Below are 12,006 nucleotides of genomic sequence, written 5' to 3' on the forward strand. Positions count from 1 at the left end.
AACATTAAAAATTAATAGTCATGAAATTAGACCTCAGTAAAGCTTTTGCCAAAGCCGGCGGGTTTATCTCACCCGATGCCTTCGACACCTATAAACCGGCCACCGAAGTAATGAACAACATGCTGCATGAGAAAACCGGACGTGGCAGCGACTATGTTGGCTGGGTAAATCTCCCCAACGAAATCGACGATCAGTTTTTAAGCGATGTGGAAGCAACAGCCAAAACCATTCGTGATAAAAACATCGATGTATATGTGGTGGTTGGAATTGGCGGATCGTACCTGGGCGCTAAAGCCGTTGTAGATGCACTGAGCGATAACTTCGCCCATTTAAAAGGCAACCAGCCGGCCATTGTTTTTGCCGGACAGAACATCAGCGAAGACTATCTGGCCGAATTGCGCGACCTCCTTCATCAAAAAGAATGGGCCATGTGCGTGATTTCCAAATCGGGAACCACCACCGAACCGGCGCTTGCTTTCAGGGTGCTGAAACAGGACATTGAGAACAAATACGGAAAAAAAGAAGCCGTAAGCCGCATTTGCGCCATTACCGATCAATCGAAAGGTGCCCTGAGAATTCTGGCCAACGAAGAAGGCTATAAAACCTACGTCATCCCCGATGATGTGGGCGGACGTTATTCGGTACTCACCCCGGTAGGGCTTGTACCCATTGCCGTAGCCGGCTTCGACATTCGCGAGCTGGTAAAAGGTGCGAAAGACATGGCCAAAGCCACCGCCGCCAACGTACCCTTTGAGGAGAACCCCGCCTGCCAATATGCCGCAGCACGTCATGCACTGTATACCGAAGGAAAGAAAATTGAAATTCTGGTGAACTATCAGCCCAAACTGCATTTCATGGCCGAATGGTGGAAACAGTTGTATGGCGAAAGTGAAGGGAAAGACAGCAAGGGGATTTTCCCGGCTGCCGTTGACTTTTCATCCGACCTGCACTCGATGGGACAGTACATTCAGGAAGGCGAACGCACCCTGTTCGAAACCGTTATTTCGGTGAAAAATGCCGAATACGAGGTGCTCATTCCCGAAGATGAAGCCAACCTTGACAAACTGAATTACCTGGCCGGCAAAAATGTCGATTATGTAAATAAAATGGCCGAGCTGGGAACACAAATTGCCCATGTCGACGGTGATGTTCCCAACATCCGTATTGAAATTGAAAAGCTCGACGCCTTCAACCTGGGACAGCTGATTTACTTTTTTGAAAAGGCCTGCGGCATCAGCGGCTACCTGATCAATGTAAATCCTTTTGATCAGCCCGGAGTGGAAGCCTACAAAAAGAACATGTTTGCCCTGCTCGAAAAACCAGGCTTCGAAAACGAAACCCAAATGCTGAAAGGACGCATCTGGAAAGTACCGGTGGTGAAGCTATAAGAAACAGCAACAACGAACAATATTACCATAAAATGGCCTGACATCGTGTCGGGCCATTTTTTTTGATCCTTCAAATTTGCATTTTCAAATTCCACCTTACCCGATTGATGAAAGCTATTCGGTACTGATTTGATTTAAAAAAATAATTATTTTATTTTCAAATATCCTTCTTCTTAAATTACTTTACTGAAAATTGAAATACCATGGCAAAAAAGAAAAAAGGCAAAGTGATACAAATGCTGAGTCCCGAGAATTACATTAAGCAGAAAGCAAGAGATTTACCTGTTTATGAATGTTGGGTCAATAAGTCTTGGGATGAAGACCAGCTGGCACATGTAATTGTTGCACGCAAACATGTCACCGGCAACATCACTTTTGGTGCTTATCTGGTCGATCTAAAATGCCTGGGTGTGAAAGATGCTTTCTATTGGTTCAATGTACCTCACTTTAAATACCGTGAGCACCTCGATGCAACCAATGAGAACATAGCCATTGACCTTGAAAAGACTTCTTATGTTCTTGCTCACAATATCATCTATGCCGGAATTGAATTTGCTGAAGACTATGGTTTTGAGCCTTATAAAGACTTTGCCGTTGCCAAATATATTCTTGAAGAAGACAGCGAAGACATTGAACTAATTGAAATTGAATGTGGTGTAGATGGTAAACCTTTTTACATGCGGGGACCACATGATAGTGAGGTGAGAGCAAATCAGATAATCGACCAGCTGGAAAAAACAGCAGGACCGGGCAACTACGAATTTGTAGATGCAACTGACTATGACTTTCATGACGACGACGAAACTGACGACGATGAGGAAATTTTTGAAGAGGAATCTGGTGATGACGATTTATATGACTTAATAGAACAATGGCCATTGGAAAAGAAAGTTGTAATGCTGAAAACCATACTGGCAGAAGAAGACAGCGTACCTGATAAGACCGACGCTCAATTATTTTATATCCTGATCCAATCAATCTTCAATCAACACATTGAAAAAGATGACATAAAAGAAAGCTCCTCCAAGCTTTTAAAGCAGCTAAGAGCATACGAAATTACGCCTGACCTTTCCGATGAAGTATTAGGGCTTAACGCCATCAATCAATTCGGGCTCGACCGGAACATCTGGCAGGATCAGTTTTTGAAAATTTTTCATGCTTCTTCCGATGAAGTTAAAAGCATGTTGGCGAAGCTGAAAAAACTCAGGAAAACAATGCCGGATAATCCTGCCGTGCATTTTCTTGATTTATTTATTAATCGATCAAGAAACTATGAACAATACCTGAAAAAGATTAACGACAGCTATAATAAGTTTCCTGACTATTCATTGATCAAGATCCTGAAAATGTCCTTCAGTAAAGCAACTGAATATAGCTCAATATTGGCAGAAGGCCCGGCATTGTTTTTCAGTCACAGAAAGCAGATTCATGAGATTGAACTCTTCTTATACCTGACTATGTTAAACCAGCTGGCATTTTTTAATAATGATTTCAAGCAGTTTTTAGTGATAGAAGAAATTGCAAATGAAATTGGCCTCTCAGATGATATTTTGGAATTAATACTTCAACAAAATCTTCAAATAAAGCTGCAAGTTATACTCGACTTGTATTATGAAGAAAACCCTCATCTAGACAAACGGAAAACCAATTCTCATTCAACTGTTTATCAGTTCAGAATCCAGATCAAAGGAATAAAAAAGCCACCGGTCTGGAGACAGGTCATTGTACCGGCCGACTTTAGTTTTTATGAATTCCACCTGCTTATACAGTCCGTTTTTGGCTGGTTCGATTCCCACCTGTTTGAATTTTCTCCCCGTGGAATCGGTTCTTATCCGGCCATTACCACCAATTATGGTGAAGATTTTGAAATTGATGGCGAAACAATTGAAGCAAAAGAAATGCTGCTTTCAGAACAATTTATGACAGAGAAACAAAAAATTATTTACACTTACGATTTCGGCGACAATTGGGAACACCAAATAACCCTGGAAAAAATATTGAAAAATACCATGCCTTATGTCGATTGTATAGCAGGAAAGGGGAAATGCCCTCCTGAGGATTGCGGCGGCATATGGGGATACGAAAGTATGAAAGAGGTATTGACCAATAAAGATGACCCTGAATACGACGAATTTATTGAATGGCTGGGATTGGAAGAAGGAGCTGAATGGGATGCTAATGAGTTTGATTTGGAAGAGGTGAAGCAAGAATTAAGGGATCAGTTTCAGCTATGATCTAAAAAGCTTAACTATGCTCATGAAATAGAAATACAGACAAGTACTACAAATTCACCTGCTCTTCAAAGTTCTGTATCAGGCGATAATCTACATTATTGGGATCATTCGCTAAACAGCTTTCTGCTTTTTCAATGGTTCGATCGAAGTCACCCGACAGATAAAGCTTGTTAAGTGCTTCAAGCTGTTCATTCTGTCCTTTCGTAATAATTACGATCAAAATAAAAAAAACGGAGATAATTAGTTTCATGGTGGTGGGTTTTTGCTTTGTAACTTAAGGTTCACCTGCGTCGATAGAAGATTGTCAAGCACCTGGCAGGCTTATTTCATAGCTGTTCTCATTTTAACTGTTTTCCGCATTATAACTAATCATCCAGTTCACGCCAAACCGATCCTTGATCATTCCAAAATAGATACCAAATACCGATTTGTAGAAATTGAAAGCTTCACTGCAATTACCGTTGAAGTTCAAATAAATGTTTGTAGTTGCCATTTTAGTAGAGTTTAGTTATTACAATATTATACAAAACATGCCTCATTACAAAATAAATAATTCGATAAACTATTATCTAAGAGCACAATGCACAAGTTCTCCTTCCGAATAAAAAGGGCTACACCAAATCGTCTGAGTGCAATACCCGGCCTGTAAAGTCAGGGGCTTCCTGCTTTGTGCTAAGCAACAAAACGCTACATTTGCTGGTACAAACAACAAGGCATGGGAAAACTGAAACTGCTTTCCGATCGTAGCAAAGGCTACTTATTTTCACTGCTGGCAACTGTTGCTTTTGCCAATGTGTATATTTTCAGTAAAGCGGCACTCAATGAAGTTTCGATGCCGCAATTCTGGGTATACTGGTTTGCTGTGGCTTTCAGTGCCAACCTTCTTTTTAACTGGCGGGAAGGTACCCTGCCCCTGATCAGAAAAATGAAGCAATCCGATCTGCGTACCTTTGCCTTTCTGGGAGCCCTTGAAATCATTACTTCGCTCACCTTCTTTTTCTCCATCAGAATGATTCCCGATCCGGCCATCACTTCATTCATGGGCAACATGTACGTGGTTTTTCTGATTGTTCTGGGCGTGTTGATGTTGCGGGAAAAGTTTACAGCTATCGAAAGCATCGGAGCATCCATAACTGTGATTGGAGCTTTTGCCGTGGGCTACAAGGGAGGCACCTCGCTCAGCGATTTCTTTATTCCCGGAACCGGCATCGTGCTGATCAACACTTTCATGGCCGCCTTTTCGTCGATCTATGCCAAGAAAGCCATTCACCGGTTTCCGCCTGCACTGGTGAACCTCAACCGTTCCTTTTGGCTATTTCTTTTTGCCATCATTTTCATGCACCAGGCAGGCGATCCCTTGGCCATTCCTGCTTCGGCGCTAAAAAATATTGTCATTGGTGCCTTGCTGGGGCCAGTTACTGCCATCCTTTCGATCTATTATTCCTTTAAATACATCGAGGCCTCGCGTTCGTCGGTTATTCAGGGACTAAAAGGAGTATTTGTACTGCTGGGTTCACTGCTATACTTTGGTATGTTTCCGCCGCCAATTCAAGTGGCTGGAGGCATAGTTTCAGTGCTGGGAGTATTGATCATGACCCTGGCGAAAGCACGCCTGCTCAAACTAAAAAGAAAGAATAAACAGGAATAAGCATCATGAACTACCTGGGACATATCTATTTATCGGGACTCAACGAACCTTTGATGGTGGGCAACTTTATTGGCGACTATGTAAAAGGAAAGCGTTTTATGAGCTATCCTGATGAAATTCAACGCGGCATCCTTTATCATCGTGCCATCGATCATTATACCGACCAAAACCCGCACTGGCAGTCCGTAAGGGAGTTACTTCGCCCTTTGTATGGCCGTTACGCCGGTGTGGTGGCCGATGTGTTTACCGATCATTTTCTGGCAGCCAACTGGCAACAGTTTTCCGACATGCAACTTGCCTGGCAGGCCAAATGGGCCTATGCTGCCCTGCTCAAACATTTTGATCAGCTTCCACATCGTGTTCAGGGCTTTCTTCCCTTCCTCATTCAACACCGGCGACTCCAATCGTATGCCACTTTCGAAGGCATCGAAGTTTCGTTAGAAATTATGTCGAAATACACCAGTCTGCCCGACAACACGTCGCGTGCCATGCGTCTGCTACACGATGAATACCAGCCGCTAAAAAAGCATGCGACCAGCTTTGTTGCAGCAATTAGCCGGCATCGGGATGAACTACTCAACATCGCAACAGCCATTAAATAAAACTGACCGAAACATTCCGGCCAGTTGCTTATCATTTGATCAAAAATTGTTGGTATTTAGTGCACCCCTTCGGTATGGCACAGATCGTGCTGACTTTCGTGCATGGCGTTAAGTTCATTCATAAAGAAAAACTCATCTTCAAAAGCAGGAACCAGGTCGCTAAGCCAGTATGCATTGGGATCGTATTTGGCAAAGAAGATCTGATTCACCCAAGCCGGATTCCGCGCCTGAATAAAACGCAGGGCAAACACTTTCTGGCCCTGAACTTCGGTGATTCCAATGACATGTACCTTACCGGGGTCGCACGACATGCTTGGGCCCCTTACGGTACGTGAAATTCCGCTCACCTGATTGTAGGCATCGTTGTAAATATGGTAGGCTTCTTCGAGCGAAACGGCAAAATAATCCTGGGCACCGGTATCACGTGCAATAAACATGTAGTAGGGGATCAAGCCCATGTGTACCTGTTTGCGCCACATTTCTGCCCATATATCACCCGAGGCATTGATGTGCTTCAGTACCGGCGACTGGGTTCTTATTTGAGCACCTGTGGCCCTTATACGCCGAACAGCTTCAGCCACTGCCGGTGTATCGAGTGCCCTCGGGTGATTGAAGTGCGCCATAATGCTGATGTTGATTCCTTTTTTGATGGTTCGCTCAAACAAACGCATCAGGTCGTCGGCATCGTCGTCGGTGGTAAAGCGGTAAGGCCAGTAAGTTAATGCCTTGGTTCCAATTCTGATGGTTTTCAGGTGTGGTACATCGGCTTCGAGAAGGGCATCAAAATAGGTTTCAAAGAATTTGGTTTTCATAATGGCCGGGTCGCCGCCGGTAAACAATACATCGGTAATTTCGGGATGCGCTTTTAGGTAATTCACCATCAAGCCGGCTTCCTTCATCGAAAATTTAAAATCGTTCATTGCGAACTGCGGCCAGCGGAAACAGAAGGTGCAATAGGCATGACAGGTCTGGCCCTGGCTGGGAAAGAAAAGCATGGTTTCGCGGTACTTGTGCTGAATACCATTCAGTAGTTGCCCCTCAAAATGAGGAACATTGTACTGCTGACCGGCCGGATTGGGATTAAGCGATAAACGAATTTCATCGATTGCCTTATTCAGTTCTGCTTTACTTGCTTCACTTTTGAGCAGCTGGTCAATTGTGTTGTATTGCCCGCTGGTGAGCATTTCTTTCTGAGGAAAATTAAGAATGAAAAAAGGATCGTCTTCAAAATGATCCCAGTCGATTAATTCATCAGCAACATAATTACTCACTTTAAACGGCAATACATGCCCTACAACATTAATGTGTTGCTGTTGCTCACTGTTCAGCCGGCCAAGCTGAGGAAGTTGCCTGAAATTGTTTAACGTATACGCTTTATACCCCATTAAAAATCTGTTTTAAAAGAACTTACTTCAACTAAGATTGAAGAAAAAAAGAATAAAATCCCTTTTTTAAAAAGGGTCACAAATTTAACAAAATCGGGCAGCGAAAAAAATGACCATCTTCTCCAAAACCCTCAAATGTTTAATGGAGCTGTTCTAAACGGCTGGAATCCAATTTAAGAAAAATAAACAAAAGAATGGTAAAAAACCACAGCGATGATCCTCCATAACTAAAAAAAGGCAGGGGAATACCAATAACAGGGGCCAGTCCGATCGTCATACCAATGTTGATTGCAAAATGAAAAAACAAGATGGAAGCCACTGAATAACCGAAAACTCTGCTGAATACCGAACGCTGACGTTCAGCCAGCATTACCAGCCTAATCAGTAAAATCAAAAACATCAGAACAATGATGCTTGTTCCCACAAAACCCCACTCTTCACCTACCGTACAGAAAATAAAATCGGTGCTTTGTTCGGGCACGAAATCGTATTTGGTTTGAGTACCCTGTAAAAAACCCTTTCCCAGAAAGCCTCCCGATCCAATGGCAATCTTCGACTGGTTAACATTGTAACCGGCCCCCAGGGGGTCAGACTCAATCCCAAGCAAATTGTTGATGCGTGCCTGCTGGTGAGGTTCGAGGATGCTGTTAAAAGCAAAGTCGACCGTAAAAGTAAACAGGAGTGAAACAAGAAAGACACCGGCAAGCAGCGGAATTTGCGGAATCCTTTTGATTACAGCAATAATGAGCAGACTGATTGCGCTCAGAATTGATGAACGCAGAAGTATGTAGTACCAGTTGTTTGCCTGTTCGGTAAACAATACAACGAACAGCCAGACCAACAAGGTAAAAATAATCAGCATCAAAAGCGATTTAAGCAGTTCCTTCCAGTTCTTTCGTATAAAAAACGCAGTTAGCAATACCAGTCCAATCAGCATTAACAACACCACCAGCGGGGAAAGCATCAGGGCTGAAACAAAGAGCATTGCAAAATATACTGCAAAAAACAGGATCAGGCCCGACATCCCCTCCCTGAAAAGCGGGATAATGAAAACACCGTAGACCAAAGCCGAACCTGTATCATTCTGCAAAATAATCAGCGCTATGGGCAGGAATAGCAGCCCCATTATCGTAAGCTGATTCTTCATCCGTTTAAAGCTGAAATTATATGAACTCAACAACTTAGCCAGGGCCAACGAGGTGCCCAACTTGGCAAACTCGGCAGGCTGAAAGGCAAAGCTCCCGATTACAAACCAGGCTTTGGCACCATTGACTTCTTTTCCAAAGAAAAGCACAAATACCAAAAGTGAAATGAAAAACAGATAGAAAACATAGGCAAAAGAAACGTAAAACTTACTATCGATTACCAGAATAAAAAAGGCAAGCACCAGGCTAAAACCAATCCAAAGCAGCTGTTTACCATAGCGTTGAGACAGATCGAAAATACTATTGTGTTCCTCGTTGTACACTGCTGAGTAAATATTAAACCATCCAGAAATAACCATAAACAGGTAAATCAGGATCGTAATCCAGTCGAGATTCATCAATATGTTTTTTCTGCTAGGCACCTTATTCGTATTTTATATAACCTGCTTGATCGGGAAACAGCAAATTGGCATTCAACATGTTCTGTTCTACCCTTAAGCGTGATTTCTGTATGCTTCCGTTAATGTATTTTTCGATGAGTAAACTGGCAATTGGCGCAGCATAGGTACTCCCCCATTTTCCGTTTTCGACATACACTGCCAGTGCAATCACGGGATTTTCGCGGGGTGCAAAGGCAATAAAAGTCGAGTGATCGGCTCCGTGTGGATTTTCGGCCGTGCCGGTTTTTCCGCAAAAAGCAATGCCGGGTATGGCCGAGGCCGAAGCGGTTCCACGATGCTCAAAGCTCATAACATTTTCCATTCCGTCGAGAATCTTCTCAAAATGGATGGTGTCGATGGTCGTATAATGGCGTTCAAGTAGCTGATCATCGAGCGGACGATCGCCAACTTGCTTAACAACATGCGGCGTAATATAGAAACCCCGGTTGGCCAAAATGGCTGTATAATTGGCCATTTGCATTGGTGTCATTTGAATTTCACCCTGTCCGATAGCAAGTGAAATCAAAGGTAAAGCCCTCCAACGGGAATAAGGAAAAACCCGACGCTGATAATATTCCGACTCAGGGATGAAGCCTTTCAATTCCTCACCAAATTCAGGGCACAAGCTCTTTGAAAAACCAAAACTCACTACATGCTCACGCCAGCGCTCGTAACCCAGTTTTACATCGCCAATGTGAGGTGCTTCAAGTATTCTGCGAAAAGTATAAGCATAATAGGCATTGCACGACTGGGCAATAGAGGGAGTTAGGGTGAATTCCTGGTTGTGATGACAGCCCTGGGAGAATGACCCCACATGATACCCGTGGTTACACATGAAGCGGGTTTGGTTGTTAATCACTCCTTCCTGAAGTGCAATCAGTGCATTGAGCATTTTAAAGGTCGATCCTGGCGGATACTGAGCCCTCAAAGCCCTGTTGTACAGAGGAAGCAGTGTGTCGGCAACCAGCCGGGGAAAATTTTCTATTCGTTTTCTTCCAACCAGATCGTCGGGTTGATAGCCTGGCGAGCTCACCAGCGCAAGAATTTCTCCCGTCGAAGGTTCAATGGCCACAATGCTTCCGGCTTTGTTCTGCATGAGTTGTTCTCCATACAATTGCAGCTGCAAATCGATGGTACTCACCACATCACTTCCCCGCTCCGGTTTCTTATCCATTCGCCCGCCTTCATAGCTTCCCTTCACGCGATTGTGCACATCAACCAGAAAAAAGCTGGCACCCTTTACTCCTCTGATCTGTTCTTCGTATGACTTTTCAATTCCTGTTATCCCATAGTAATCGCCCGCCTGATAGTAGGCATCCTTATCGATTACCTGTTGACTTACCTCGCCAACATAGCCAAGTACATGGGCTGCAGTATTGTGCGTATATTTTCGCAAGGTTCGGGGCTGGAAATAAAAACCCGGATATTTGTACATTTTTTCCTGAAGCAGGGCATATCTTTCGGGTGCAATTTGCTTTACAATCACCGATGGTTTATAGCTCGAATAACGCCGGGCCTTTAATAATTCAGCCTTAAAACTTTGCACCTCAACATTGAGAATCGAACAGAGTTGAAGCGTATCGAAAACTCCAACTTCCCGCGGCGTGGCAAGTAAATCGTAGGCAGCCTGATTGTAAACCAACAGCTTACCATTCCGGTCGTAAATCAATCCACGCGAAGGATAATCCACCACCTCGCGTAAAATATTCTTGGTGGCTGTTTTCTTATAGGTTGAATCGACAACCTGTAAACTAAACAACCTCAGAATGTACGCAATTCCTACCAGTAGGAAAATGAGAATGACGATGTATTTACGCTTTGAATAGCTGTCCAATTTTATTTCTATTTTCGAAATACAAGAAACTGACTTATTACAATAAATACCAGGGTAAACAATGCGCTGAGTACACCACGAAACAGTGTTTGATGCCAATGGGTAAAACTGAAAATCTCAACATAGAAAAGAAAGAGATGATGCAGGCTTACCGTAAAGGCAGCATAACGGAGAAATGGGCTTACTCCCAGATTCATCAGCGAGGGAATCATTACACGATCCTGATCATCAACGATCGATGAATTGATAACAAACGGTCGAATAAAGGCCATGAAAACAGTTGATGATGCATGAATTCCGGGTGTATTTGAAAATACATCAATCGTCAGGCCCAGAACAAAACCCAAAATTAACAACAAGTAGCGTGGCGTACTGGCCGGTAACAGCAGGATAAACAATACATAAAAATAAGGATTCACCAGCCCGCTAAACTGTATGTGATTCATCATTAAAACCTGAACCAGTACAACAAACACAAAAAGCAGTACGTACCACAAAATCCCCTTATTCATCACTGGTTATTTTTTCGAGTTCTATTTGCTCTTCCTTATTGATCTTTTCAATTATTTCGACATAAAAAAGATTTTTAAAGTCGGTCGACAACTGAACCTTGATTTTCTGAAAAGTATCTCCTTCGCTGCTGCTTATTTCAATTACCTCTCCAATGGGAACTCCTTCGGGAAATATGGCCGAAAAGCCACTGCTAACGACCTGCTCTCCAACAGCAACCTGCACATGATAGGGTATTTCATCGAGTACAGCAACTGCCGGGTCTTTTCCTTCCCAATGCAAGGGGCCAAAATAATTGGTCAACTGCAACTTGGCATTGATTGACCATCGACCGTTGAGTACCGACAGTGCGGTGGAATAATTTTCACTCACATTGATGATCACTCCCACCACGCCCTGATGATTGATCACTCCCATATCGGGTTGGATGCCATCGGCTGCTCCTTTGTTCAGTGTTAAATAGTTGTATTGTTTATTCACTGAATTATTGATCACCCGAGCTGCGATTGCCCGAACTGAATCGTTGTTGATTTTAAGTTCAAGTGTTTCGCTCAGATCGGCCATCATCAACGACTGCAATTCTGCCCGTAGTCGTGCATTCTCGGTCGAAAGCTGATCATTTAGTTTTCGCAGTGAGAAGTATTCAAGTACCGAACTGTATTCATCGTACACTTTACCACTTACAACATTCGACGAATTCAGAAAATTAACACGATGAAAGTTATTGTACCTGATAATGAACGTCAGACTTATCAGTTCGAGTAATAGGAACAGAAAAAATACATGATACTTTATTAAAAAGTTCAGCAGCGCTTTCATT

At 43.2% G+C, this 12,006-nt stretch carries 11 protein-coding genes; 4 read left to right on the forward strand and 7 right to left on the reverse strand.

Annotated elements, in window-relative coordinates:
* Positions 1-20: 20 nt before the first annotated feature.
* Both FHS86_RS06070 and FHS86_RS06075 read left to right on the forward strand, forming a co-directional pair.
* Entirely contained in the window at positions 21-1,388 is a 1,368-nt protein-coding gene (locus FHS86_RS06070) for a glucose-6-phosphate isomerase (RefSeq protein ID WP_429412082.1), read from the forward strand.
* A gap of 203 nt (positions 1,389-1,591) precedes the next feature.
* Positions 1,592-3,622 carry a plasmid pRiA4b ORF-3 family protein gene (locus FHS86_RS06075; RefSeq protein WP_429412083.1) on the forward strand — a complete coding sequence of 677 codons (2,031 nt, stop codon included), beginning with the start codon at positions 1,592-1,594 and terminating at the stop codon, positions 3,620-3,622.
* 46 nt (positions 3,623-3,668) lie between these two features.
* Here the strand turns inward: FHS86_RS06075 and FHS86_RS06080 are convergent, their stop codons facing one another.
* Positions 3,669-3,872 (reverse strand): hypothetical protein, encoded by a 204-nt coding sequence (locus FHS86_RS06080; protein WP_429412084.1) that lies wholly within the window; start codon positions 3,870-3,872, stop codon positions 3,669-3,671.
* Between the two features lie 93 nt (positions 3,873-3,965).
* Entirely contained in the window at positions 3,966-4,115 is a 150-nt protein-coding gene (locus tag FHS86_RS06085; protein ID WP_429412085.1) for a hypothetical protein, read from the reverse strand.
* A gap of 222 nt (positions 4,116-4,337) precedes the next feature.
* Here FHS86_RS06085 and FHS86_RS06090 point away from each other — a divergent pair, with 222 nt between their 5' ends.
* Both FHS86_RS06090 and FHS86_RS06095 read left to right on the forward strand, forming a co-directional pair.
* Positions 4,338-5,270, forward strand: coding sequence for a DMT family transporter (locus FHS86_RS06090; RefSeq protein ID WP_429412086.1), 933 nt, complete (start codon positions 4,338-4,340; stop codon positions 5,268-5,270).
* 5 nt (positions 5,271-5,275) lie between these two features.
* On the forward strand, positions 5,276-5,872 hold the full coding sequence (locus tag FHS86_RS06095) for an acyl carrier protein phosphodiesterase (RefSeq protein ID WP_429412087.1): 597 nt from the start codon (positions 5,276-5,278) through the stop codon (positions 5,870-5,872).
* Positions 5,873-5,928: 56 nt separating this feature from the next.
* Here FHS86_RS06095 and FHS86_RS06100 read toward each other — a convergent pair whose 3' ends face one another.
* From FHS86_RS06100 to mreC, 5 genes are all read right to left on the reverse strand, one after another.
* Positions 5,929-7,257, reverse strand: a complete 1,329-nt coding sequence (locus FHS86_RS06100) for a KamA family radical SAM protein (RefSeq protein WP_429412088.1) — start codon at positions 7,255-7,257, stop codon at positions 5,929-5,931.
* 139 nt (positions 7,258-7,396) lie between these two features.
* Positions 7,397-8,824, reverse strand: a complete 1,428-nt coding sequence (gene rodA / locus FHS86_RS06105) for a rod shape-determining protein RodA (protein ID WP_429412089.1) — start codon at positions 8,822-8,824, stop codon at positions 7,397-7,399.
* 1 nt (position 8,825) lies between these two features.
* Positions 8,826-10,676, reverse strand: a complete 1,851-nt coding sequence (locus tag FHS86_RS06110; protein ID WP_429412090.1) for a peptidoglycan D,D-transpeptidase FtsI family protein — start codon at positions 10,674-10,676, stop codon at positions 8,826-8,828.
* An 8-nt stretch (positions 10,677-10,684) separates the two neighbouring features.
* A complete protein-coding gene (gene mreD / locus FHS86_RS06115; protein WP_429412091.1) occupies positions 10,685-11,188 on the reverse strand; it encodes a rod shape-determining protein MreD in 504 nt (167 codons plus the stop codon).
* Complete coding sequence (gene mreC, locus FHS86_RS06120) at positions 11,181-12,005, reverse strand: rod shape-determining protein MreC (RefSeq protein ID WP_429412092.1); 825 nt, start codon at positions 12,003-12,005, stop codon at positions 11,181-11,183. Before mreC ends, mreD begins: the two co-directional genes overlap by 8 nt.
* Between the last annotated feature and the right edge of the window lies 1 nt (position 12,006).

The sequence above is a fragment of the Roseimarinus sediminis genome (genome assembly GCF_050433125.1).
Taxonomy (GTDB): Bacteria; Bacteroidota; Bacteroidia; order Bacteroidales; family Prolixibacteraceae; genus Roseimarinus; species Roseimarinus sediminis.

What these genes read in the sequence shown, in the direction of transcription:
- FHS86_RS06075 (WP_429412083.1), top strand. Translation starts at nt 1,592, where the DNA reads ATGGCAAAAAAGAAAAAAGGCAAAGTGATACAAATGCTGAGTCCCGAG.
- FHS86_RS06080 (WP_429412084.1), bottom strand. Translation starts at nt 3,872, where the DNA reads ATGAAACTAATTATCTCCGTTTTTTTTATTTTGATCGTAATTATTACG.
- FHS86_RS06090 (WP_429412086.1), top strand. Translation starts at nt 4,338, where the DNA reads ATGGGAAAACTGAAACTGCTTTCCGATCGTAGCAAAGGCTACTTATTT.
- FHS86_RS06085 (WP_429412085.1), bottom strand. Translation starts at nt 4,115, where the DNA reads ATGGCAACTACAAACATTTATTTGAACTTCAACGGTAATTGCAGTGAA.
- FHS86_RS06070 (WP_429412082.1), top strand. Translation starts at nt 21, where the DNA reads ATGAAATTAGACCTCAGTAAAGCTTTTGCCAAAGCCGGCGGGTTTATC.
- FHS86_RS06095 (WP_429412087.1), top strand. Translation starts at nt 5,276, where the DNA reads ATGAACTACCTGGGACATATCTATTTATCGGGACTCAACGAACCTTTG.
- mreD (WP_429412091.1), bottom strand. Translation starts at nt 11,188, where the DNA reads ATGAATAAGGGGATTTTGTGGTACGTACTGCTTTTTGTGTTTGTTGTA.
- mreC (WP_429412092.1), bottom strand. Translation starts at nt 12,005, where the DNA reads ATGAAAGCGCTGCTGAACTTTTTAATAAAGTATCATGTATTTTTTCTG.
- FHS86_RS06100 (WP_429412088.1), bottom strand. Translation starts at nt 7,257, where the DNA reads ATGGGGTATAAAGCGTATACGTTAAACAATTTCAGGCAACTTCCTCAG.